This is a genomic window from Pseudomonas sp. GW821-FHT04D07 (assembly GCF_059420225.1).
In genome coordinates this window covers 1-24,239 of sequence record NZ_JBWKTH010000006.1, presented here as the reverse complement: position 1 = coordinate 24,239, position 24,239 = coordinate 1, and the positions used below count along the sequence as shown (strand labels likewise).

Below are 24,239 nucleotides of genomic sequence, written 5' to 3'. Positions count from 1 at the left end.
GCTGGATTCTGACTTTGTAGGAGCGAGCTTGCTCGCGATGGTGGTCCAGACACCGTGGGGTATCAGATGCCCCGCGTTATCGTTGACGCCCATCGCGAGCAAGCTCGCACCTACATTTCAGTTGGCGATACGTACGTTTTTCAGCTCATACGCCGCCAACTCGGCCTGATGGGCCGCGAGGATCTCCGGCAAGGAGCCTCGCAGGTACTCGACCCAGGTCTTGATCTTGGCATCCAGGTACTGCCGCGACGGATAGATCGCATACAGGTTCAGCTCCTGCGAGCGATAGCTGGGCATCATCCGCACCAGGCTGCCATTGCGCAGCCCCTCGATCGCCGCATACACCGGCAACACGCCGACTCCCATGCCGCTGATGATCGCCGCCTTCATCGCATCGGCGGAGTTGACCAGAAACGGCGAGGTGGCAATGTTCACTGCTTCCTGCCCATCCGGCCCATCGAAAGCCCAGCGGTCCAGGGCGATCACCGGGCTCACCAGGCGCAGGCAGGCATGGTTGAGCAGATCACTCGGCCGTTGCGCGCAACCGTTGGCTTTCACATAGGCCGGCGAGGCACAGACGATGCTGTAGGTGATCCCCAGACGCTGCGAAACAAAGCCCGAATCCGGTAACTCGCTGGCCAGCACGATGGACACGTCATAGCCCTCGTCGAGCAGATCCGGCACGCGGTTGGCCAGGGTCAGGTCGAAGGTCACGTCGGGGTGGGTCTTGCGGTAACGGGCAATTGCATCGATCACGAAATGCTGGCCAACCCCGGTCATGGAATGCACTTTCAACTGCCCGGCCGGCCGCGCATGGGCGTCGCTGGCCTCGGCTTCGGCTTCCTCAACGTAGGCCAGGATCTGCCCGCAGCGCAGCAAATAGCGCTTGCCGGCCTCGGTCAGGGCGATGCGCCGGGTGGTGCGGTTGAGCAGGCGGGTTTGCAAGTGGGCCTCAAGAGCCGAGACCGCGCGCGAGACGTTGGCCGTCGTGGTGTCCAGTTGCACGGCGGCGGCGGTAAAGCTACCGGCTTCGGCCACGCAACTGAAGGCGCGCATATTTTGCAAAGTGTCCATGGGGTGCTCTCTGGGGTGACGGCAAATTGTGACACGAAGTAACAGGGGGATGGGCATTCGACCAAGGGATTATCGCGTTAACGGTAACAAAGCTTCACAGAAAGGCCATCTTATCGTCTGACAGGCCGCCCTCTAGAATTGCTCCCCCAGGTCAGTGTTGTGCCCACGGGAAACCGCTTTTCTCCCCACCCCAGGAATTTGCAGCAGTGCCGCGTCGCATCAGCAGAGAGCTGAAGACTCTCAGTGTTTGGGCTTTATCCTTGGCTATCAGCGGCTGCATCGGAACCGGAGGTATTGCCCCACAGGGCCAGCCCCTCGCCGCCAACACCTTGCTTACCGACCAGGCGATCCAGAGTGCCGAGCGCGACGCGCACTGGCCTGTGGCGCAGTGGTGGCAAGCCTATGGCGACCGCCAGCTCGACCAATGGATCGAGCGCGCCGTGCAAGGCAGCCCGAGCCTGGCCATGGCCGCCGCCCGCGTGCGCCAGGCCCGGGCCCTGGCGGGGCTGGCCGAGTCCGCCGAGTCCGTGCAGATCAAGGGCGACGCCGCGCTCAAACGGCATAACTGGGCCAACGACCCGTTCTACGGCCCCGGCGAACTGGCGAGCACCACCACCTGGGACAACAACGCCGCCCTGGGCCTGAGCTATTCCCTGGACCTCTGGGGTCGGGAAAGCAATGCCAGTGAACGGGCCGTGGACCTGGCCCATATGAGCGTCGCCGAAGCGCGCCAGGCTCGGCTCGAATTGCAGAACAGCATCGTCCACGCCTATATCCAGCTGTCGTTGCAGTACGCCCAGCGCGATATCGTCGAAGCCACCCGCAAGCAGCAGATGCAGATTCTCGACCTGGCGCAAAAACGCCTCAACGGCGGCCTCGGCACCCATTTCGAAGTCAGTCAGGCCGAGACGCCGCTGCCGGAAACCCATCGCCAGCTCGACGCGCTGGACGAAGAGATCGCCCTGAGCCGCAACCAGTTGGCGGCCCTGGCCGGCGTCGGCCCGGGCGAGGGCGCGCGCCTGCAACGGCCGTCGCTGTCCCTGCACACCACTTTGAAATTGCCCTCGGCCCTGCCCGCGCAACTGCTCGGCCAGCGCCCGGACGTGGTCGCCAGTCGCTGGCAAGTGGCGGCCCAGGCGCGTGGTATCGATGTCGCCCACGCCGGCTTCTATCCCAACGTCGACCTGCTCGGCAACCTCGGCTACATGGCCACCGGCGGCGGCCTGCTGACGTTTCTCAGCGGCAAGAAATTCAACTACGGCGTCGGCCCGGCGCTGTCCTTGCCGATCTTCGACGGCGGCCGCCTGCGCGCCGAATTGGGCGAAGCGGCGGCGGGTTATGACCTCGCCGTGGCGAAATACAACCAGACCCTGGTCAATGCCCTCAAGGGTATTTCCGACCAGTTGATCCGCCGTGAGTCCCTGGACAAGCAGCAGGTGTTCGCCGTCGAGTCCGTGGCCTCGGCGCAGAAAACCTACGACATCGCCATGATCGCCTACCAGCGTGGCCTGACCGACTACCTCAATGTGCTCAATGCCCAGACCCTGCTGTTTCATCAGCAGCAGGTCGAGCAGCAGGTCGAGGCCGCGCGCCTGAGTGCCCATGCCGAGCTCATCACCGAACTGGGGGGCGGCTTAGGCGCGGGCAACGATGTACCGGCCGAGAGCCGCACCGTGGCGCACAAACCTGCGGCCGTGCTGGCCGCCTTTGATCACTGAGAACCGCGTCATGACCCCCTTGCCCGCCCCCGTGCGTTGGCTGTACTCCCTGGAATGGCGTCGCGGTTTCTTCGATTGGGCCCGTAGCGACGGCGTGACCTGGATCTATATCTTCAAGGTCCTGGCCGCCGCCTTCCTCACTCTGTGGCTGGCCATGCGCCTGGAATTGCCGCAGCCGCGCACCGCGATGATCACCGTGTTTATCGTCATGCAGCCGCAGAGTGGCCATGTGTTTGCCAAGAGTTTCTACCGCTTCCTCGGCACCCTGGCCGGTTCCGCGGTGATGGTGGCGCTGATCGCCCTGTTCGCCCAGTACACCGAGCTGTTTCTCGGCGCGCTGGCGATCTGGATCGGCCTCTGCTCGGCTGGCGCGCAACGCAACCGCAACTTCCGCGCCTACGGTTTTGTCCTGGCCGGCTACACCGCCGCGATGGTCGGCCTGCCGGCCCTGGCCCATCCGGAAGGGGCCTTTATGGCGGCAATGTGGCGGGTGCTGGAAATCTCCCTGGGGATTCTCTGCTCGACCCTGGTCAGCGCCGCGATCCTGCCGCAGACCTCCAGCGCCGCCATGCGCAATGCCCTCTACCAGCGCTTCGGAGTGTTCGCCGGGTTTGTCAGCGCCGGCTTGCGCGGCCGCCACCCGCAGGCCGCCTTCGAAGCCGCCAACGTCGGCTTTATCGCCCAGGCGGTGGGCCTGGAAGGGCTGCGCAGCGTCACCGTGTTCGAGGACCCGCACATGCGCCGGCGCAATGGTCGGCTGAACCGGTTGAACAGCGAGTTCATGACCCTAACCACCCGCTTCAACGCCCTGCACCAGTTGCTTGAGCGCTTGCGCAGTCGCGCTCGGGTCGAGGTGTTGGCGGCCATCGAGCCGGGCTTTCCCAGCCTCGGTGAATTGCTCGATGACTTTGCTGGCCGCGCCCTGACCGACGCCGATGCCCAGCGCCTGGCCAGCCGCCTGGCCGACTACAAACTGGGGCTGCCGGAGCAAGTACGCAGCCTGCGGGCGAGTTTCCTGGAAAGTGAGCCGAGCGAAGCCGACCTGCTGGATTTCCACACCGCCTACGAACTGCTCTATCGCTTTGTCGAGGAACTGCACAGCTACGCCCTGACCCATGCGTCCCTGGCCGATCACCACCACGAACGCGAACAGTGGGACGAGCCCTATGTGCCGAAAACCAACTGGCTGGCCGCCTCGGCGTCGGGCATTCGCGGCGCGTTTATCCTGATCGTGCTCGGCAGCTACTGGGTGGCGACCGCCTGGCCGAGCGGGGCGACCATGACCCTGATCGCCGCCGCCACCGTGGGCCTTTCCGCGGCCACGCCGAACCCCAAACGCATGGCTTTCCAGATGGCCTGCGGGACGTTGCTCGGCGCGGTGATCGGCTTTGTCGCGATGTTCTTCGTGTTTCCCTGGATCGACGGTTTCCCGCTGCTGTGCCTGATGCTCGCGCCGGTGATCGTGCTCGGCGCCTTTCTCGCCTCGCGCCCGGCGTACGCGGGTGTTGGCCTGGGCCTGTTGATCTTCTTCAGCACCGGCTCGGTGCCGGACAACCTGACGATCTACAACCCCTACAGCTTTATCAATGACTACATCGCCATGGTCATCGGCATGCTGGTCTGCGCGGCGGCGGGGGCGATCATCCTGCCGCCCAACAGCCGCTGGTTGTGGCGCCGGCTGGAGCAGGACCTGCGCGAACAGGTGGTGTTCGCCATCAGCGGCAAGCTCAAGGGCCTCGGTTCAACCTTTGAAAGCGGCACCCGCGACCTGCTGCACCAAGCCTACGGCCTGGCCGCCGGGCAGCCGAAAGTGCAGAGCCAGTTGTTGCGCTGGATGTTCGTGGTGCTGGAAGTCGGCCACGCGATTATCGAGCTGCGCAAGGAACAGGCGATCCTGCCGGTGCACCCGGCGTATGCCGAATCGCAGCCGTGGCGCCAGTCGATCCGGGTCATGGGCCGGGCGCTGGTGCGTCTGTTTATCCAGCCTAACGCGAGCAATCTGGAGCGTGGGCTGGTGGCGGTGGACCATGCCATCAGCCGGGTTCAGGCCACCGACGAACCCTTTGCCCGGCACTTCGACACCTCGGCCCTGCGTCGGGTACAGAGCTACCTGCACTTTATCCGCACCTCGTTGCTGGACCCGCAATCCCCGCTGGCCGAGCTGGGCCGTGCCCAAGGAAATCCCCATGCCCCGTGAAATCGCCTTCCACGGCGTCTATATGCCGACCATGACCCTGATGTTCCTGATCGCGGCGGGGTTGGGCTGGGCGCTGGACCGGTTTATCGCCAGCCATGACCTGTACCGCTTCTTCTGGCACCCGGCGCTACTGCGCCTGAGCCTGTTCTGTTGCTTGTTCGGCGCTTTGGCGCTCACTGTCTACCGTTGAGAACGACCTGATGAAAAAGCTCTTCAGCCTGATCGCCACCTTGCTGGTCCTGGCCCTTGCGATCTGTATCGGCCGATTCCTCTGGGTGCAGTACATGGAAACCCCCTGGACCCGCGACGGCCGGGTGCGCGCCGACATCATCAACGTCGCCGCCGACGTCACCGGTGAAGTGGTGGACGTGCCGGTGCGTGATAACCAGGAGGTGAAGAAGGGCGACCTGCTGATGCGCATCGACCCCGAGCACTACCGCCTTGCGGTCAAGCAGGCGCAGTCGCTGGTGGACTCGCGCAAGGCCACTTGGGAGATGCGCAAGCTCAATGCCCATCGCCGCGCCGACCTGGACAACCTGGTGATCTCCAAGGAAAGCCGCGACGACGCCAGCAACACCGCCGATGCGGCGCTGGCTGATTACCAGCAGGCCCAGGCGCAGTTGGAGGCGGCGCAGTTGAACCTGGCGCGCACCGAAGTGCGGGCGGCGGTGGACGGTTATGTCACCAACCTCAATGTGCATCGCGGTGACTATGCGCGGATCGGCGAGGCGAAGCTGGCGGTGGTCGATATGAATTCGTTCTGGGTTTATGGGTTCTTTGAAGAGACCAAGTTGCCGCATTTGAAGGTGGGTGATCCGGCAGATATGCAACTGATGAGCGGCGAGGTGCTCAAGGGGCATGTGGAGAGTATCTCGCGGGGGATCTACGACCGTGACAACCCCGAGAGCCGCGAGCTGATCGCCGATGTGAACCCGACGTTCAACTGGGTGCGCCTGGCGCAGCGGGTACCGGTGCGGATTCATATCGATCAGGTGCCAGACGGGGTGCTGTTGGCGGCGGGGATTACGTGTACGGTGATCGTCAAGCCGGTGGGGGCCTGAAAATCGCTAAAAGCTTCGCGGGCAAGCACCGCTCCCACAGTCTTGAGTCGTACCTGAATATTGCGTACGACTGAGAACCCGTGGGAGCGGTGCTTGCCCGCGAAGAGGCCCTCCAGAGCGCTAAAGCTTTGGGGTTAACTTCGGCCAGCAAGACAACTCGCTTTCCATTGAGTGAAATTTCCTAGAAAATCCCGGGCGCTTGTTTGTGCCTGATTGCGCGACTAGGCTTGATTTCGTCACTGCCAATTCAGTGGCCGGGTTTAGCAGCTCGTCGTGTAACTAGGCGCACAGCGCCACCTTCAGCAAGGCGCTTTTTTTCGGCCCTGTTTTATGGTGGTCGTGCGCAGGGCGCCTCGCGGCGCGCCGGGTTCCTAGTGCACCGGTCTGCTAACCTGCGTACGGCTGCCACCCTCTCGTTTAGCAGCGATGGTGACGGCTCCCAAACATGCACTTGGAGCTTTTCGCTATGTTCAAGATCACCCCCAACCCGCCGCTTTCAACCAGCGCCGAAACCATCGACCCCCAAGCCGCCGACCGTGCTTTCGCGCACTACGACCTGGGGCCGTATCCGCGTCCGAAATCTTCTGCCGTCAACTCATCGACTTACCGTCTCCCCGAGAGCAGAAGCCGCGAAGACGCCCTCGTCAACGCCTACTCCGTCCTGCAATCGGCAGCGGCCACGGCCTATGAACACGCCGACAACCAGACCGGTTCCAACCGCCAGGTGGCGATGGGGGTTGTGCACCTGATCGAGTTGGCCCAGCGCTGGATGGATTCGGTGTTGAATGGGCATTACAGGTGTGCGTTCAAGCCAAACCGCTTCATCAGCACTTTTTCCAGCAAGCCCTTGGGCAGCAACCCGGCCATCAATGGCAGCGCCCGACTGCCATTGCCCAGGCGCAACAGGCGCGGCGGCCGGGTTTGCCGCACGGCCTTGAGCAAATCGGCGGCCACGCTGGCGGCTGGCGTCGGATTGTTCTGCGAAGCATTGGCCCGCGCCCGAATGCCTTCGCGCAGCGGCCACCACGGCGATTGTTCACCAATCAACTGCTCGGCTTCATGCCCGGCGTTCTTGGCAAAGCTTGTGTCGATGGCCCCGGGCTGCACTTCCATCACCCGGATCCCGAATGGCGTCAGCTCCATGCGCAGGGCATCGCTCAAGGCATGCACCGCCGCCTTGGAGGCGCAATAGGCCCCGGCGAACGGCGTCACCAGCACCCCGGAGACACTGCCGATATTCACCACCAAACCCCGGCTGCGGCGCAATACCGGGAGCATCGCCCGGGTCACCCCGACAATGGAAAACACATTGGTTTCGAATTGCCGGCGCATGGCCTCGACCCCGCCGTCGAGCAGTGGCCCCATGGCGCCATAACCGGCGTTGTTGATCAACACATCAAGGCCGCCGCACTGCTGATTGATGCGTTCGCCCAATGCCTGCAGGGCCTCGCCATCATTGACGTCCAGCTTTACGGCGGTGAAGCCGGCACTGGCCAGCGCCGCCACATCTTCGGCCCGCCGCGCCGAAGCCCAGACCTCGTAGCCCGCCTGCTGGAACACATCCGCCAACGCGCGGCCTATGCCGCTGGAACATCCGGTGATCAGGGCAACGGGCATGGCACATCCTTAGTGGGGTTGGGAGTCGAAGACCTCCGAGAATACCCCGTTCGAAACAAAAATGAGTGTATCGAGGCCGGTCTTTATCTCATCCTTTTGCGTGCCGTACGTCAGGCTCTGGGTGCCGTGGGCATCGAGGAAAAACAGGGCCGGGACATACTCGATCCTGATCTCCGGCTGGAACAGTTTGAAGAGCGGATAACTGATCTGATAGAACGCCACCCGCTCCTGGTATGGGCCCGCGGCCAGGGCTTCAAGCAACGGTTTGAGTCGTTCGCACGGTGGACAGTCGCGTTTGTAGACCAGCACCACGGCCGGTCGAGGGCGGATCAATGGAACCTCGAGGCTGCCCAACTCCGCTCTGAACGCTTGTCGAGTTTTTATCTCGATGACCGTGCTCGTCCCTTTCATGCTCGTTACCCTGCCGCCCTATGTTTCGGTGTTGGGGGGTATTCAACGCCAAATGTGATCCAATGTAACCTGTCAGAAATGACGGGTGTCAAAGTGATATCACTGTAGGTCAGGACCGGCCTGAATGCCGAGATTTCGACTTTTTTACAATAAAATCAATGGATTGTGTTCTTGATTCGAGGGGCGACGGTGACGTGGACTGGTCGTTTTTCTCTTGGTCTTTGTCGGTAATAGGATCGTTATTGTTTCGCGTTATCGTTCGTAGTGGCGGGGATATGCCCGGTTCGGCTGTTTCTTATTTCGTTAATCACTAAAAAACTGTCAGTTCTGACAGTAGATCGCTCCCCCCTATTGCGCCCACATTAGCTCCCAGCAGACCCGCTTGGAGCCCGGCGATGGACCCACAAGAAAGCTTCAGCATCACGCCTCCTTCACTGCCCAAGGGCGGCGGTGCCATCCAGAGCATCGGCAAAGGCTGGGGCGAGGTCGGTGCCAGTGGCAAGGCCTCCTTCGACCTGCCGTTACCGATCTCTCCCGGACGCGGTTTTGCCCCAGCCCTGACACTGGGTTATGGCAGCAGCGTGGGCAACAGCCTGTTCGGGATCGGCTGGGTGCTGTCCCTGGGCTGCGTCGCGCGGCGGACCAGCAAGGGCGTGCCGGACTACACCGATGACGATGTCATGCTCGGGCCCGACGGCATGGTCTGGATGCCGGAGCGCACCGCCGCCGGGGTGATCATCCGTACCCCGGTGCGCAGCTATCAGGGCCTGGAGCTGGGCACCGACTACCAGGTGGCGCGTTATTTTCCGCGTATCGAAGGCGCGTTCGAGCGCATCGAACATTGGCGTTCGGCGGATGACTACCCGGGGTTCTGGCTGGTGCACGGCGCCGACGGCACCTTGCACCTGTACGGTTTCAACAGCTCGTCACGCAGTACCGATCTGGAGGATCACCTGCGTGTCGGCGAGTGGCTGCTGGAAGAAAGCCTGAACGCCCTCGGCGAACATATCCTTTATGAATACGCCGGCGAAGACCATGCCGGCATGCCCGAAGATACGCCGCGCGATTTTCGTGCCCAGTGTTATCTGAGCCGGGTGCGTTACGGCAATTTCGAGGCCTGCGCGCACCTCTACCACTGGATGCCGGAACAGCTGGATCAAGTGCGCTGGCACTTCGATCTGGTCTTCGATTACGGCGAGCGCGACAGCGGGGTGGAGGATATCCCCGCCTACGAGCCGACAGGCGAGTGGCCAGTGCGCAGCGACCCGTTCGCGACCTACGGCTATGGCTTCCTGCTGGGCAACCTGCGGCTGTGCCGGCAGGTGCTGATGTTCCACCAGTTCGCCGAGCTGGGTAGCGAACCGCTGCTGGTGCAACGCTTGCTGTTTGAATACCGGACCACCGAACTGGGCTACAACCTGCTGTCCGCCGCACACCAGCAAGGTTACGACGAGCAAGGGCGCATCGAGTCGCGCCCGCCGGTGGCGTTCAGCTACTCGGCGTTTGAACCCGAGCACAGTGACTATCAAGCATTCGATGCCATGCCCGGCCTCAACGACGGCCAGCAATACCAGCTGGTTGACCTGTATGGCGAGGGCCTGCCGGGCGTGCTCTACCGCAGTGACAAGGCCTGGTACTACCGTGAGCCGCTGCGCGCGCAGTCGGCGGAAAGTCCCGACGAGGTGAGCTACGACTCGTGGAAACGCTTGGATGCCATCCCGCTGATGGACAGCCGCAAGCCGGTGCGCCAGGCGCTGATGGACCTGACCGGCGATGGCCGGCTGGACTGGGTGATGGCGCAACCCGGGGTGAGCGGATTTTTCACCCTCAACCCGGATCGCAGCTGGTCGAGGTTCGTCACCTTTGCCGCGTTCCCCCTGGAGTTCTTCCACCCGCAAAGCCAACTGGCCGACCTGATGGGCGGCGGCCTTTCGGACTTGGCCCTGATCGGCCCGCGCAGCGTGCGCTTGTATGCCAACCGCCGACAGGAAGGTTTTGCCCCGGGCAAGGATGTCGCGCATTTCGTCGAAACCGCTCCCGACGATCGTCTGCCGTTGTTGAGTCAGGCACAGACCGAACTGGTGGCGTTCAGCGATGTATTGGGCAGCGGCCAGCAGCATCTGGTGCGCATACGCCATAACGAAATCGTCTGCTGGCCCAACCGCGGTCATGGCCGTTTCGACCCGGGCTTTCGCCTTGGCAGTTTGCCCTATACCTATGAGTCCTTCGACGCCTCGCGGGTGTTGCTGGCCGACCTCGATGGCTCCGGCGCGGCGGACCTGATCTACCTCACCAGCGAACATGCCGAGATTTTTATGAACCGCGCCGGCATGGGCTTTGAAAGCACCCCGCGGATCCAGCCGTGGCCGCCGGGCGTGCGATATGACCGGCTGTGCCAGGTCAGCACGGCTGATCTGCAAGGGCTCGGCTGCTCCAGCCTGGTGATCACCCGCCCACATATGCAACCCCAGCACTGGCGCTGCGATTTCGTCCAGGCCAAACCCTATCTGCTGCATAGCACCCATAACAATATGGGCGCGGCGGGCGAGGTGATCTATCGCAGCTCGGCGCAGGAATGGCTGGATGAGAAACAGGCGTTGCTGGCGGCGGGCCTGGAGGTCGCCAGTTACGTGCCATTTCCGCTGCCGGTGGCTGTCGAGCAGCACCAGTTCGATGAAATCACCGGCAATCGGCTGACCCAGCGCTTTCAGTATCGACAGGGCTTTTACGATGGCCAGGAGCGTGAGTTCCGTGGTTTTGGCCTGGTGCTGCAAGGCGACAGCGAAGTCACCGGCGACGAACAGTGGCGCACCGGTTTTACCGCACCGGTGCTGCGCAAGAGTTGGTTCCACAGCGGGCGCGCGGCGGACCTGCCGGGCCTGGACTATGACCATTCGGACGGCGCGGCCCAGGTCCTGGGGACGGCGTTGCTGCTGGCGCCGCAAGGCGACGATCCCGACGAGATCATCAGCCACGCCGATGACGCGACCTGGCATGACATGGCCTACGCCATGGCCGGCTTGCCGTTGCGGGTCGAAGTCTTCGGTCTGGATGGCGCCGACCCGCTGCATGCCAAGCCCTACTCGGTGCAGCAATACCGTTATGCCGTGCGCCTGTGGCAGGTGCGCGACGAGTACCAGCCTTACTGCCGGATGCAGCCGCTGGAGTTGGAGTCCATCGCCTACACCTACGAGCGCCAGCCGGACGATCCTTTGTGCCAACACCACATCAGCCTGAGGTGGGACCGTTATGGTGGACTGACCCATGAGGTGACGGTCGACTATGCCCGGCGCAAGGAGATCGGCGATGAACCGCCGTTCAGCGAAGCCCATGAACAGACCTGGTGGCGCGCCGCCCACGATGACGCGCAGCGTTTTTACTACCTGAACGAACACCGCGCGCAATTCATTCACCTGGATGACCCGCAGGCTTGCCGTCTGGGCTTGCCCTACCGGTCGCGGAGCAACGCGCTGGTGCTGTCGAAGGTGGCATTACGACCGGAAGATATTTCCCATGAGGTGATGTTCGACCGTCTCAATGCGCGACCCACGGCTGAATACAGGCGAATGCTGACACAGCTGTCCGAGCAGCGTTATCAGCATGACGGCCAGACCCTGCCGGCGGGGCAGGCGAGCTTTGAGGCCTTGGCTGACTACCTGGACTCCGCCGAACTGGATGAGGCGGCGCTGAGGGCGTATGAGTCGGTGCTCAGTCCCGAGGAACTGTGGAGGAAACTGCCTGGGCTCGGTTATCGGCCCATGGATGCCCTGTTGCCGGCGGAACCGGAAAGAGTGCTGTGTTCGACTCGCAAGGGCTTTATGACCTATGCCGGGCTGGAGGGTTTCTATCGGCTGCTCAGTGCCCGGCCCACTGAAAGCCAGGGGCCGACGAGCATCGAGTTCGATCCGTATTACTGCCTGCCGATCCGGGTCACCACGGCCGACGGATGCAGTACTCGCGTGGCCGAGGTGGACTATCGGTTCTTGTTGCCGCGTCGAATCGTCGATCCGAACCAGAACATCCAGGAGGCCCGCTTTGATGGTTTTGGCGAACTGTCGGTCAGCAGCTTCCATGGCAGCGAAGGCGGCAGCGAGGTCGGTTTCGATCCGATAGAGGAGTACCAGCCGGTTGCCCGTTTGCCCGCCGAAGCTATCGCCGATCCGGAGGCGGCATTGCAGGGCGCGGCCAGCGCCTGTTTTCGCGATGCGTTCAGCTGGATGCAGCGCCGGGAGCCGGTGCATGCGGCGGTCCTGCAAGCCGACCGCTACCCGCGGCCGCCGGACAATCCCGGACGCAAGATCCGCATCGCCGTGCAGTGCTGGGACGGCTTTGGCCGGGCCCTGCAGAGCAAGCAGAAGGTCGAGCCGGGCCCGGCCTACCAGATCGCCGACGACGGCAGCCTGGTGCTCGACGGCGACCGACCGGTGAGCGCGCCGGCCGCCGAGCGCTGGCGGGTCAGCGAACGGGTCGAATACAACAACAAGGGCCTGGCGGTGCGCGTCTACCGGCCGTACTTCGCCGATGGCTATCGCTATATCAACGATGAATCGTTTCGGCGCTTCGGTTATTGCGACCAGCAGTTCTACGACCCCCTGGGCCGGCCGACCCTGACCGTGACCGCCATGGGCTATTGGCGTCGCCAGCGTTACCTGGGCTGGTACGGGATTGCTGAGGATGAAAACGATACGTTGGAAGAGTCCTTGGCAAACAAACAACCCTCAACGGGTCAGTCGCCTTCGACGGGAGACGGGCAATGAACGATAAACCCAGTTCACTGTTGCAGTTGTTGGGCCAGGCCGAACTCCGCAGGAGCAACACACTGGCGGAGCATTACGACTCGGTCTTCGAGATCGCCAACGGTTCGCTGCAACAGTTGATGGACACCGACCGAACCTTGCATATCAGCGAAGCGCGGGCCATCCATGAACAGGCCAGGGCCATCAGCGCCATTACGGTCCGGCAGTTTCGCGAACAGCGCCTGACCACGGCAATCCGTCGGGCCTTCGAACCCGGTTCCGGAATCCGGGGGCTGGTGGATGCGCCGACCTATAACGACCTCTTCCGGCCGGACTGGGCCAACCATTGCCCAACGGATGCCATCGAAGCCACGACCTCGCCCATAGCCTACCTGGCGGACCTGTACCGCGAAGTGCAGAAAATCGAGCAGAGCGGTCCCCCCGGGGAAGGGCAGGGCAATCGCATATTGTTGGCCGATCGCCGTCCGGACCTGGCGGAAATGCTGCTTGATCACACCGCCCTTGAGCGGGTCGAGCCGACCCTGGTGCTGGTCAATGAAATCCTGGAAACCTCGGCGCGCCGTTATCTGGACGGCTTTGGCGACGAGCGCTCCCTGGATGATGTCATGCTGGATGTGCGTTACCCCATGACCTTGCCCTACGAGCGTTATCAGCAGCAGATCAACTATTGCTTGCAGCGCAAGGAGCGCCTGCCCGGAGACGTTATCCGCTGCACCGATCCGGCCTATCCCTATTTCAAGGAAGTCGGGGCGCATTCGCAGCTTTCGGACATTGCGCTGGTGCAGGACACCGGCTTGGGGCCGGTGCAACAGGGGATTTTGCTGGAGGCCCCATTTTTTCCGGAGGTCGACGAAGTCGATCCAGAGTCCGAACCCGGGGCAGCCTTCACCTTGGCGCGTATCAACCCCAGAACTCATCTGTTCGAAACCACCGACACTGATCCCGATAATTTTTTCAAGGACAACTTTGGCGAGGGCGACTTTTTCAAGTTGCTCGATACCCAGACCTTCTGCTTGCACACCGGGTTGAAGACCGAAGAGCTCGAATCGCTACTCTCCGTGGGGGCTTACGCGCCTTATTCGTCGGCCAATCTCATCGCCTCGGGCAAGGTGGATGGTGCGATGTTCGGTTCGGTGTACGTCAATGCCGGTACCAGCCCGGCCATGGCCATTGAAACGACGAGCGACGATGAAAACGGTCCCAGCCATCAGATCGTCAATGGGTCCCTGGACCGCTTTGACCGGCTTAACCGCATGATCCGCCTGGCGCAGTGGCTCAAGCTGCCGTTCGACCAGGTCGACCGTCTGTTGGTGGCCTCGATTCGCGCCGAGCGGAAAAGCCCGGACTACCGGATCACCACCGACACCCTGCGCGCCCTTGGGTTGTTCCAGAACCTGCGCACGCACTACAAGGTCAGCGTCGACGATTTTGCCGCCTTGCTCCAGGGGCTGGCCGTGCATGGCAGGGGCAAGCAGCCTACTCAGTTCGACCAGATATTCAACAGCCAGGCGCTGTTTCCCAGCCCCTTGATCCTGGATGGGGAGGCGTTCAGCATCACGCCACGGAACGAGACCGAGCGGCAGAAAATCGATCATCTATGCGCCGCGTTGGGCATGACCTTCGAGATGTATCGTTTTGCCGCGAAGGTTATCGAGCTGTCATACGCCGGTGAGCCCTTGCGCTGGAATGCCGGGGTGGTATCGGCGTTCTACCGTCTGGTTCGGTTGCCCCATTACCTGGGGTTGACCACCATCGAGGCGCTGGCGCTGCTCGAACTGTTGGATAACGGTGGCAGCCAGTTGGTATCAAAGCTGGCCGGGCCGACCCATATCGCCTCTTATCAGACTTCCGGTAACACCGACACCCTGAGTACGATCCATGCCCTGGTCGAGGCCCGGGCCTGGATGCTCGAACATAAATGGACCGTCGGCCAGGTGTGCCGGCTGGTGCTGCCGGCCCTGACCAAACCGGTGGCCAGCGAGGCCGAGCTCAATCTGCTGAACCAGATGCACTCGCGCCTGGCGGCGGCGCTGATCAGTGACAGCAGTTTTGTCGAAGCCGGCGCGCCTGAAAGCCGTGTGTCGGTTGAACTCGACGATAACAACCGGGAGGTGTTTTCCACTGTTGGCATCAATTGGTTCGAGCAATTGCGCGATTTTATCGAGACGGGTGAAACTTCACCGGCGGCCAAGGGCCTGGTCAAATATCTGCGGGGCGAAACCGAAGAGGATTTTGAAGAGGCTTTGAGGAGCAAAGTGACTGGAATCCTGGGGGATCTCAGGCTGCCAGCGGAGAGTCTGCTCCCCCAGCTGTGCAATATGATCATGCGCGCTCGCGGTGCGCAGGAAGCCTTGCTGATGGAGGGGCTCGTTCAGGCTACTTTTTACTGGCCTACCTCATCCTGAAAATTGGAGGGTGGCACGCTGGCGTCTGAACGCGGCAGATCCGCATCAGGGTAGGTTTCAAGCGAGGGACTAGGCGATGTCTGCTGCGCAAGGGATTCACACTCATACACCGACGCTGACGGTGATTGACCCACGCGGGCTCACGGTGCGTTCGGTCGGTTATTGCCGTTCTGTTGAGCTGACGGAGGCAGAAGAGCGGGTCGATCGCAGTGCCTATGACGCGATGGGACGCTTGATTCAACAGTGGGATCCCCGGCTGTGGGCGTTGAGTGCGGAAGATACGGCCACGCCTGCCAACCTGCTCAATCGTTATTCACTGTCGGGCAAGGTGTTGGGTTCGATCAGTGTCGATGCCGGAGAGCGAATCAGCTTGTTTGGCGATGGGGATCAATTGGTCCAAGCCTGGGACAGTCGGGGCAGTGAGCGGCAGATCGAGTACGACGATCTGCTGCGACCGTTGGCGATCTTCGAACAGGGCGAAGGTGAGGCCTCGCGCTGTACCGAACGTTATGAATACGCCGATGGCAGCATCGATTTCGCCGCTCACAATCAGTGCGGGCAGTTGATTCGACACGATGATGCGGCGGGTACGTTGACTGTGGATAACTACGCCTTGACGGGCGGAGTGCTTGAACAGACCCAGCGATTCCTGAGTGCGCTGGAAATACCCGATTGGCCGTCAGGGTTGCCGGAGCGAGATGCACTCCTGGAGCCCGTGGCGCAAGCGGCGACCAGCTCTTCACGTTTCAACCCGTTGGGCGATGTGCTGGAACAGACCGATGCCAAGGGCAATCGACAGTTGTTCGACTACACCGTTGGCGGTCAATTGCTCGCCAGCCATCTGCAACTCAGTGGCCAGCCAAACCCTCAAGCTCTGGTCAGTGCCATTGCCTACAGCGCCTACGCTCAGGTTGAACAGGAAACCGCCGGCAACGGTGTGCTCAGTACGCTGACATATCGTCCTGAAGATGGCCGTTTGATCCGGCTTCAGGCTCGGCGTGGAACTGAAGCGGCGCTACAAGACCTGCATTACGACTATGACCCGGTGGGCAATGTGCTGAGTATTGAAGACTCCGCCTTGCCGATTCGTTATTTCGCCAACCAGCGGGTTGAGCCGATCAAGCGTTATGGTTATGACAGCCTCTACCAACTGAACGAGGCAACTGGCTGGGAGGCGGGCAGCGCCAGTCGGGGACCGGCATTCAATCGCTTCGACAATCCGGGCGCCGTCGCCAACTACCAGCAAACCTATCGTTATGACGCCGGTGGCAACTTGCTGGAGCTGGTGCATGTCGGCCCGCAAAGCCATAGCCGCAAGCTGACGGCAGCGCGCTACAGCAATCGCTGCCTGTCTGAACAAAATGATCGGCCCCCTACCGAAGACGATATTGCCGCCGCTTTCGATGGCAACGGTAATCTGCTGGACCTCCAACCGGGGCAGGCGATGAGCTGGGATTTGCGCAATCAGTTACACGAGGTACGACCGGTTGTGCGTGAAGGGGCCGACGATGATCGCGAGCTGTATCTGTACGGCGGCGACGGTTTGCGGCGACGCAAGATCCGCTCCATCCAGCCCAACACCCGTTCGCTGATATCGGAAGTCCGCTACTTGCCGGGCTTGGAAATCCGCACCCATACCGGCACGGGCGAAGTCTTGCAAGTGATCGGCATGCAGGCCGGACGCAGTGCCATGCAGGTGCTGCACTGGGAAACCGCACCGCCTTCCGGCATCAGCAACGATCAATACCGCTACAACCTGAGCGACCATCTGGGCTCCAGCAGCCTGGAGTTGGATAGTGAGGCCGAAGTGATCAGCCAGGAAACGTATCACCCCTTTGGCACTACGGCCTGGTTTGCCGGGCGCAGTGAAGTGGAGGCCAGTTACAAGACCGTGCGTTACTCGGGTAAGGAGCGGGATGCGACGGGGCTTTATTATTATGGGTTCAGGTATTACGCGCCCTGGTTGCAGAGGTGGGTGAACCCGGATCCGATCGGATGCATGGGGGGGCTGAACCTCTATCGAATGGTGTCTAACAATCCACTCTCGCGCGTGGATATTGAGGGGCTGATGGATCGGCCACCGCCGGTCGTTGGTTCCCGCCCCTCGTCAACGCTTCGTGCCCCAGCTGTTCCCCCTCGGCCCTCTCCCGTAGCGCCGAGTGTTTCCGCAACCGCTACAGCTTTGGAGGCTCTAAGTCTCGCAGATAAATCGGGTACAGAGGTTCCACCGGGATTACCTGAACCCCATATGGAACTTGTGCTGGACGCTGGGTTTATTCCCGGCAAGAAAATAAAAGACGTTTCTTCCAGCTATGAAAGTATTGTTTATGGTTACACTGATAACGAGTGGATCGTCATCAAGGACTATTCAAGTATGCTCGCCCTGGATACTTCTGAAGTGGTCAGGCAGAAAGTGGGCGCGGGTAACGAGGTGTTTGCTTATAAGTTCAGTCAGCGTCTGAGCTTGAATATCGTTCCGGCAACAGCTTTGAGACCCGGTGCTGAGCGAGAGGTCGTCTCTCGTTATGTCAATGTTGGAGAAACCCCGGCATTTGATCGACGGCAGTCCAGTCTGTATGTGTTTGACTTTTTGCTGAATACTCGGGATCGAATGAATGCGGGAGGAAATGTCATATTTGACCAGGCGGGTAAGGCGTTTGCGATTGATCACCAGTCGATCTTGGAGCTGGGGTATATCGATATCAGGCCAGAAGACATAGCGCAAGAAAGCCTGGATGCGTTTTTCGGCAACCTTCTGACCGCTGAACGTCTGCTTAATAGCGACTGGGGCAGTTTCTTTGAAGAAAATATATCGCCAGCGTTGTTAGAGAATAGATCGGAAATAAAGTCGGCGTTTCTGGGGCGGATTGATTTTATCCGTAATCGTCTTGGAGGACGGTGATGGGGGTGAATACGCTGATTCCGGCGCCGCACTGTTGACGCAGGTAGGTGAGGGGACCGCTCCCGCACAGTTGTGCGGGAGCGGGTCACGCGCTCAGTCCATCAGGCGTCGAGCAGCCCATCCATTTCTTGTTGAGCCATATCGATCAGATGCACGGCGCCCAAGGCGAGTTTGCGCTGCGAGCCCTGGAGATTGTCCGCTGATTCATAGGCGGTCGCCGAGGCACTCTGGAGGATTTCGTAGATATGGAGCAGGGTTTCTTCGGTGCTGCGTGTTTGATTTTTTCGAGGCCGCATGTGGGTCACTGGTAGCTCGTAGTGAGCGAAGGCGCGCTCGGCGGCGAGGCGGAATGCTGGGGAGGTGAGGTCTTCCGCGACAGGCGGATTGGGGGTGATCTTGAACATGGTGAGATTCCTTAACCGTCATTGGGAGCTACCACGCTTCGCTTGCACGCGAAGTAGGGTGGCAGCTGTACGCAGGTGTGCAAGACCGGTGGTTAAGGAAACAAAAACCCGGCAGATCCCGAAGATCTCCCACGCACAGCCACCATGACATTGAATCTCAGAGACACATCCTCTGAAATTTTGATCAGGCGTCGTTGTTTCGTTAACCAGGCCGGACTTGCACGTCCGTATCACCGAGTTTGCGGTGATAGGATGCAGACTAGTCATCGAAATGGGCAGAAGCAACGGGTTGGGATTTTCTAGGAAATTTCATTCAAGTGAAAGGGAATAGTCTTCGCAGGCGCCCTGCGGACGATCTTCGATCAGGGTGGATAATGGGGGAGCTCTATCTTTAGTCCATGCAATGGACTAAGCCTGGGCTTCGATCCATGCAGGGGGGTAATACCATGTCGCCCCACAATATCCATGCGACCAAAACGCATTTCTCGCAGCTTGTCGATGCAGCCGCAGGCGGGGAAACCATCATCATCGCCAAGGCCGGTATACCCGTCGCCAAACTGGTCCCCATCACAGCCCCCAAGCGGCGTGGGACGCTAACGGGGGTCACCTTCAACGCTGAGGCTTCGGATGCCCTGGATGCTGAGATCGCGGACCTGTTCGAGGGTAAGGCATGAGGTTATTGCTCGATACTCATATCCTGATCTGGGCCGCCACCGATAACATCAAGTTGCCCAAGGCTGCAGCCCAGTTGATCGATGATCAGGCCAATACCTCGTATTTCGGCGCGGCCAGCCTGTGGGAACTGACCATCAAAGGCGATGAGTGTACCGGCAAGTTCCGACGCCGGGCACAATGCCCGTTAGCCAAGGCCGAACACGGTTCCTGTAGGCGTCGGCTCGCTGGCGATGAGGCCCTTGAGCCTTGCGGTATTTATCCGTACGCCATCGCCGGCAAGCCGGCTCCCACAAGTTGCGTGGTGTTTTCACATACCATTTATCGGCCCTGTCATTTCTGACAGTAGTCAACGCTGCGAATTGGGTGATTACTAGATTGACGCCTCCTACGCAGAGCCTGAGCCATGTCGAGGTTGACGGGCGGGATTCACACTCACACACCGACGCTGACGGTTATTGATCCTCGCGGGCTCACGGTGCGCTCGGTCGCTTACTGCCGTTCCGTCGAGACGGCGCAAGCCGAAGAGCGGGTCAACCGCAGCGCCTATGACGCCATGGGGCGCTTGGTTCAACAGTGGGATCCCCGGCTGTGGGCGCTGAGCGCGGAAGATACGGCAACACCTGCCAACCTGGTCAATCGCTATTCACTGTCAGGGAAGGTGCTGAATTCAGTCAGCGTCGATGCCGGTGAGCGGATCAGCTTGTTTGGCGATGGGGATCAGTTGGTACAAAGCTGGGACAGCCGGGGCACTGCGCGGCAGGTCGAGTACGACGATCTGCTGCGCCCGCTGGCGATTATCGAGCAGGGCGAAGGTGAAACTCCGCGCTACCCCGAACGTTTTGAATACGCCGATGCCAGTGCGGATTTCGCCGCTCACAACCAATGTGGACAGTTGATTCGACACGATGATCCGGCGGGTACGTTGACTGTGGATAACTACGCCTTGACGGGCGGAGTACTTGAGCAGACCCAGCGATTCCTGAGCGCGCTGGACATACCCGATTGGCCGCCTGGGTTGCCGGAGCGAGATGCGCTGCTGGAGCCCGTGGCGCAAGCAGCGTCCACCTCGTCACGCTTCAACCCGCTGGGCGACGTGCTGGAACAGACCGATGCCAAGGGCAATCGACAACTGTTCGATTACACCGTTGACGGTCAATTGTTTGCCAGCCATCTGCAACTCAGCGGTCAGACAGCCCCACAAACGCTGGTCAATGGCATTGCCTACAGTGCCTTTGGTCAGGTCGAACAGGAAACCGCCGGTAACGGTGTGGTCAGTACGCTGACCTACCGCCCTGAAGACGGCCGCCTGATTCGACTTCAGGCTCGACATGGAACTGAAGCGGCGTTGCAAGACCTGCATTACGACTACGATCCAGTGGGCAATGTGCTGAGCATTGAAGACGCGGCCTTGCCGACTCGTTATTTCGCCAATCAGCGGGTTGAGCCAATCAAACATCATGGCTACGACAGTCTCTACCAGTTGATCGAGGCAACGGGCTGGGAGGCGGGCACTGCCAGTCGAGGGCCTGACTTCAATCGTTTCGACGATCCGGGTGCAGTCGCCAACTATCGTCAAACTTACCACTACGACGCGGGTGGGAATTTGCTGGAGTTGATCCATGTCGGCCCGCAAAGCCATAGCCGCAAGCTGACGGCGGCATGCTACAGCAATCGCTGTTTGCCTGAGCAAAATGATCGGCCCCCCACCGAAGAGGAAATTGCTGCCGCTTTTGACGGCAACGGCAACCTGCTGGAGCTGCAACCGGGGCAGGCGATGAGCTGGGATGTGCGTAATCAATTGCGTGAGGTGCGACCAGTCGAACGTGACGATGTTGACGATGATCTGGAGTTGTATGTGTACGGCGGCGATGGCTTGCGGCGACGCAAAGTCCGCTCCATCCAAACCAACGCCCGTTCGCTGATATCGGAAGTCCGCTACCTGCCTGGCCTGGAAATCCGCACCCATCAAGGCACCGGCGAAGTGTTGCAAGTGATCGGCATGCAGGCTGGACGCAGCGCCATGCAGGTGCTGCACTGGGAAACGACACCGCCGTCTGGAGTCGCCAATGATCAATACCGCTACAACCTGACCGACCATCTGGGCTCCAGCAGTCTGGAGCTGGATGGTGACGCCGAGGTGATCAGCCAGGAGACCTATCATCCCTACGGCGGTACAGCCTGGTTTGCTGGGCGAAGTGAAGTCGAAGCCAGCTATAAAACTGTCCGTTACTCGGGTAAGGAGCGGGATGCGACGGGGCTGTATTATTATGGGCTCAGATATTACCTGCCGTGGCAGCAACGTTGGCTCAACCCTGACCCAGCCGGCGATATCGATGGATTTAACCGCTACCAGTTCGTGCAAAACAGTCCTGTTGTCCTGAGTGATGCTGCGGGGCTGGTCGGGCAGCGCTGGAACAAGGCCATGGAAGGGGCACGGCTCAATCTTGCCCATGACTCGAACTTCAGTTTTTTCGATAAAAATAAGCCCGCCACCGCTTATTTTTTCTCTAAGAATCAGACCATCACGAACCGGGGCCTGCTTTCTATCAACAAGTCCAATCCTCAGGCGGGCAAGACAATTGCAACAGCCATCATGCGTGCCCATACGATGCTGGACAATGCAGTCGCGGCGCTTTCGGCAGAAAATCAGGAGTTTTACGAATACCCTGGCAGGGAAATTTTGTGGAGCTTCACGGGGAGTGAGCAGCGGCCGGTAGCCGGCTTTGGTAACGCCTGGCTTGAACGCTTGAGAGATCAAGCGTACACGGTCAATCCTGCTCGAATAATCGGTTTTGAGGAAGCCGGGACTCCGAGAGCTGCCTATGTTTATGGAAGTGATAAAGAAAAATCAATGTATATTAAGATGTCGTCCAATGTGCTCAAGGACTCCGAAGAATTGGCGGTGCTTCTTATTCATGAGTGGTCACATCAATATCTTAAAACGAAGGATTATTGGTACATGGATAATGAGGATTTATATAAGCATGGAAGTGACTGGGCCGCTCTTAATCTCAAGATGCAAGGATATCGCATGATGCAAAATGGCCTCTCTGAGAATCAGGTAAAAAATCACCCGCTCGGTTTTTTGAACAAACAGGCATTTGTGAGTACCTTTAATAGTGATCCCGTAGTGCGGCAGCTAGCCATGACCGATAATGCCGACAATATTGCCTACCTTGTTTACACGCTAAACCATGAATATGAGCGTTTGAACGCTCCGCCGCCAACTTTTTTAGGGCGCTTAAAAAGCTGGTTTCAAGGGGGGTCTTAGTCCGAAAGCTGAGCTCAGGAAAGGTATCCCCGGCAAAAAACACCCCCGTTCCCACCGACTGCGGATAGGGGGTACGCAGCCAGCGGGGCGGGGGTGAGTGGAACACTGTAGTTTACTGGGCGATGGTTTTCACCTCCTGTTCAGGCGCGGTCGAGCGCCCGTAGACATCTTCAAAGCGCTCGATATCGTCTTCGCCCAGGTAGCTGCCGGACTGCACTTCGATAATCTCCAACGGGATCTTGCCCGGGTTGCGCAGGCGGTGTACCGAGGCAATCGGGATGTAGGTGGACTGGTTCTCGCAGAGCAGGAACACGTTGTCGTCGCAGGTCACTTCGGCGGTGCCACTGACCACGATCCAGTGTTCGGCGCGGTGGTGGTGCATCTGCAATGACAGGCAAGCCCCCGGCTTGACCGAGATGTGCTTGACCTGGAAGCGTCCGCCCATGTCCACCGAGTCGTAGGAACCCCAGGGCCGGTAGACCTCGCAGTGGTTCTGGGTTTCGCTGCGGCCCTGGGCGTTAAGGGTGTTGACCATCTGTTTCACGCCCTGAACCTTGTCCTTGTGGGCGATCATCATGGCGTCCTTGGTTTCGACCACGACGATGTCATCCAGGCCGATCACCGAGACCAGCTTGCCGTTGCCGTGGATCATGCAGTTGTGGCTGTCCTGGATCACTACGTCGCCTTTGCTGACATTGCCGTTTTCGTCCTTTTCATGCACGTCCCACAACGATGACCAGCAACCGACGTCGCTCCAGCCGGCGCTCAGTGGCACCACGCAGGCGAGCTGGGTTTTTTCCATCACCGCGTAGTCGATGGAGTTGTCCGGGCACTGGGCGAAGGTGGCTTCGTCGAGGATCACGCTGTCGCCGTCCCGGGTGCTGCGTTCCAGGGTCAGCAGGCAGGTGTCGTAGATATCCGGGTCGTGTTTTTTCAGCTCTTCGAGGAAGCGGCTGGCGCGGAACAGGAACATGCCGCTGTTCCAGAAGTAACCGCCGGCTTCGACGAACTCGATGGCGCGTTTTTCATCGGGTTTCTCGACGAACTGCGAGACCCGGCTGACGCCTTCCGGTAGCAGCGCATCGTTGCTCGACTTGATGTAGCCGTAGCCGGTTTCCGGTTTACTTGCCGGGACGCCGAACAGGACCATTTCACCGCGCTCGGCGGCCACGGTAGCCAGGGCCAGGGCGCGTTGCAGGGCTTTCTGGTCGTCGAGCACGTGATCGGCGGGGAGTACCAGCATCAGTTCGTCGCGGCCTTCGTTGACCAGCAACATCGCGGTCAGGGCCACGGCCGGGGCGGTGTTGCGGCCGAAGGGCTCCATCAGGATGCGCTGGGCGCTGAGCTGGCGGTTGCTCAGTTGCTCGTTGACGATAAAGCGGTGGTCCAGGTTGCAGACCACGATCGGGCTTTCCATGCCCTCGAACACCAGGCGTTCGAGGGTTTGCTGGAACAGCGTTTCCTTGCCGGTGAGGGCGAGGAATTGCTTGGGAAACTGCTTGCGCGAAAGCGGCCAAAGACGTGAGCCGCTACCACCTGAGAGGATGACTGGAATCATGGTGTTACTCCTTTAAACAATCTATGGGTTAGAGCTACTGCGTTCTGTCGTTTCACTCTCTTGTTGTTGTTTCGTGCCGGACGAAGGGCTCAAGGTGACCGCATTTCTTGTGGGTGCACTGTTTGTGTGGGAGCGGAGCTTGCCCGCGAAGCTTTTAGCGCTCTTAAGGGCCTCTTCGCGGGCAAGCTC

15 protein-coding genes and 1 pseudogene are annotated in these 24,239 nt (G+C 60.5%); 11 read left to right on the top strand and 5 right to left on the bottom strand.

The features are described 5' to 3' along the window. Window positions 1-117: 117 nt before the first annotated feature. Window positions 118-1,074 carry a LysR family transcriptional regulator gene (locus AC07T0_RS10105; protein WP_495001042.1) on the bottom strand — a complete coding sequence of 319 codons (957 nt, stop codon included), beginning with the start codon at window positions 1,072-1,074 and terminating at the stop codon, window positions 118-120. A 206-nt stretch (window positions 1,075-1,280) separates the two neighbouring features. Here AC07T0_RS10105 and AC07T0_RS10100 point away from each other — a divergent pair, with 206 nt between their 5' ends. The 5 genes and pseudogenes from AC07T0_RS10100 to AC07T0_RS10080 all read left to right on the top strand — a co-directional run. Beyond that, a complete protein-coding gene (locus AC07T0_RS10100) occupies window positions 1,281-2,792 on the top strand; it encodes an efflux transporter outer membrane subunit (RefSeq protein ID WP_495001041.1) in 1,512 nt (503 codons plus the stop codon). A 10-nt stretch (window positions 2,793-2,802) separates the two neighbouring features. Next, entirely contained in the window at window positions 2,803-4,989 is a 2,187-nt protein-coding gene (locus AC07T0_RS10095) for an FUSC family protein (RefSeq protein WP_495001040.1), read from the top strand. Beyond that, window positions 4,979-5,179: a DUF1656 domain-containing protein gene (locus AC07T0_RS10090; RefSeq protein WP_040064387.1), complete on the top strand. Its 201-nt coding sequence runs from the start codon at window positions 4,979-4,981 to the stop codon at window positions 5,177-5,179. Before AC07T0_RS10095 ends, AC07T0_RS10090 begins: the two co-directional genes overlap by 11 nt. A 10-nt stretch (window positions 5,180-5,189) precedes the next feature. After that, complete coding sequence (locus AC07T0_RS10085; RefSeq protein WP_495001039.1) at window positions 5,190-6,050, top strand: efflux RND transporter periplasmic adaptor subunit; 861 nt, start codon at window positions 5,190-5,192, stop codon at window positions 6,048-6,050. Window positions 6,051-6,495: 445 nt separating this feature from the next. Then, window positions 6,496-6,822: pseudogene (locus AC07T0_RS10080) on the top strand (DUF6124 family protein); the annotation flags it as partial. Window positions 6,823-6,842: 20 nt separating this feature from the next. On the opposite strand, the gene AC07T0_RS10075 reads toward AC07T0_RS10080, so the two are convergent. Then, complete coding sequence (locus AC07T0_RS10075) at window positions 6,843-7,667, bottom strand: SDR family oxidoreductase (protein WP_495001038.1); 825 nt, start codon at window positions 7,665-7,667, stop codon at window positions 6,843-6,845. Between the two features lie 9 nt (window positions 7,668-7,676). Continuing rightward, window positions 7,677-8,078, bottom strand: a complete 402-nt coding sequence (locus AC07T0_RS10070; RefSeq protein ID WP_495001037.1) for a thioredoxin domain-containing protein — start codon at window positions 8,076-8,078, stop codon at window positions 7,677-7,679. A 395-nt stretch (window positions 8,079-8,473) separates the two neighbouring features. On the opposite strand from AC07T0_RS10070, the gene AC07T0_RS10065 reads away from it, so the two are divergent. From AC07T0_RS10065 to AC07T0_RS10055, 3 genes are all read left to right on the top strand, one after another. Further along, complete coding sequence (locus AC07T0_RS10065; RefSeq protein WP_495001036.1) at window positions 8,474-12,835, top strand: SpvB/TcaC N-terminal domain-containing protein; 4,362 nt, start codon at window positions 8,474-8,476, stop codon at window positions 12,833-12,835. Next, a complete protein-coding gene (locus AC07T0_RS10060; protein WP_495001035.1) occupies window positions 12,832-15,240 on the top strand; it encodes a Tc toxin subunit A in 2,409 nt (802 codons plus the stop codon). The genes AC07T0_RS10065 and AC07T0_RS10060 overlap by 4 nt, the downstream gene beginning before the upstream one ends. A 76-nt stretch (window positions 15,241-15,316) precedes the next feature. After that, entirely contained in the window at window positions 15,317-18,142 is a 2,826-nt protein-coding gene (locus tag AC07T0_RS10055; RefSeq protein WP_495001034.1) for an RHS repeat domain-containing protein, read from the top strand. Window positions 18,143-18,243: 101 nt separating this feature from the next. Here AC07T0_RS10055 and AC07T0_RS10050 read toward each other — a convergent pair whose 3' ends face one another. Further along, window positions 18,244-18,546 (bottom strand): DUF6124 family protein, encoded by a 303-nt coding sequence (locus tag AC07T0_RS10050; protein WP_495001033.1) that lies wholly within the window; start codon window positions 18,544-18,546, stop codon window positions 18,244-18,246. A gap of 446 nt (window positions 18,547-18,992) precedes the next feature. On the opposite strand from AC07T0_RS10050, the gene AC07T0_RS10045 reads away from it, so the two are divergent. From AC07T0_RS10045 to AC07T0_RS10035, 3 genes are all read left to right on the top strand, one after another. After that, window positions 18,993-19,220, top strand: a complete 228-nt coding sequence (locus AC07T0_RS10045; RefSeq protein WP_495001032.1) for a type II toxin-antitoxin system Phd/YefM family antitoxin — start codon at window positions 18,993-18,995, stop codon at window positions 19,218-19,220. Beyond that, entirely contained in the window at window positions 19,217-19,561 is a 345-nt protein-coding gene (locus tag AC07T0_RS10040) for a type II toxin-antitoxin system VapC family toxin (protein WP_495001031.1), read from the top strand. The genes AC07T0_RS10045 and AC07T0_RS10040 overlap by 4 nt, the downstream gene beginning before the upstream one ends. A 63-nt stretch (window positions 19,562-19,624) precedes the next feature. Beyond that, complete coding sequence (locus AC07T0_RS10035) at window positions 19,625-22,492, top strand: RHS repeat domain-containing protein (protein WP_495001030.1); 2,868 nt, start codon at window positions 19,625-19,627, stop codon at window positions 22,490-22,492. Between the two features lie 112 nt (window positions 22,493-22,604). Here AC07T0_RS10035 and AC07T0_RS10030 read toward each other — a convergent pair whose 3' ends face one another. Beyond that, on the bottom strand, window positions 22,605-24,050 hold the full coding sequence (locus AC07T0_RS10030; RefSeq protein ID WP_495001029.1) for a mannose-1-phosphate guanylyltransferase/mannose-6-phosphate isomerase: 1,446 nt from the start codon (window positions 24,048-24,050) through the stop codon (window positions 22,605-22,607). Window positions 24,051-24,239: the final 189 nt, after the last annotated feature.

Excerpts from the sequence above, each read along its gene's own strand:
- AC07T0_RS10105 (WP_495001042.1), bottom strand. The coding sequence starts at position 1,074 with ATGGACACTTTGCAAAATATGCGCGCCTTCAGTTGCGTGGCCGAAGCC.
- AC07T0_RS10095 (WP_495001040.1), top strand. The coding sequence starts at position 2,803 with ATGACCCCCTTGCCCGCCCCCGTGCGTTGGCTGTACTCCCTGGAATGG.
- AC07T0_RS10090 (WP_040064387.1), top strand. The coding sequence starts at position 4,979 with ATGCCCCGTGAAATCGCCTTCCACGGCGTCTATATGCCGACCATGACC.
- AC07T0_RS10085 (WP_495001039.1), top strand. The coding sequence starts at position 5,190 with ATGAAAAAGCTCTTCAGCCTGATCGCCACCTTGCTGGTCCTGGCCCTT.
- AC07T0_RS10075 (WP_495001038.1), bottom strand. The coding sequence starts at position 7,667 with ATGCCCGTTGCCCTGATCACCGGATGTTCCAGCGGCATAGGCCGCGCG.
- AC07T0_RS10070 (WP_495001037.1), bottom strand. The coding sequence starts at position 8,078 with ATGAAAGGGACGAGCACGGTCATCGAGATAAAAACTCGACAAGCGTTC.
- AC07T0_RS10065 (WP_495001036.1), top strand. The coding sequence starts at position 8,474 with ATGGACCCACAAGAAAGCTTCAGCATCACGCCTCCTTCACTGCCCAAG.
- AC07T0_RS10060 (WP_495001035.1), top strand. The coding sequence starts at position 12,832 with ATGAACGATAAACCCAGTTCACTGTTGCAGTTGTTGGGCCAGGCCGAA.
- AC07T0_RS10055 (WP_495001034.1), top strand. The coding sequence starts at position 15,317 with ATGTCTGCTGCGCAAGGGATTCACACTCATACACCGACGCTGACGGTG.
- AC07T0_RS10050 (WP_495001033.1), bottom strand. The coding sequence starts at position 18,546 with ATGTTCAAGATCACCCCCAATCCGCCTGTCGCGGAAGACCTCACCTCC.
- AC07T0_RS10045 (WP_495001032.1), top strand. The coding sequence starts at position 18,993 with ATGTCGCCCCACAATATCCATGCGACCAAAACGCATTTCTCGCAGCTT.
- AC07T0_RS10040 (WP_495001031.1), top strand. The coding sequence starts at position 19,217 with ATGAGGTTATTGCTCGATACTCATATCCTGATCTGGGCCGCCACCGAT.
- AC07T0_RS10035 (WP_495001030.1), top strand. The coding sequence starts at position 19,625 with ATGTCGAGGTTGACGGGCGGGATTCACACTCACACACCGACGCTGACG.
- AC07T0_RS10030 (WP_495001029.1), bottom strand. The coding sequence starts at position 24,050 with ATGATTCCAGTCATCCTCTCAGGTGGTAGCGGCTCACGTCTTTGGCCG.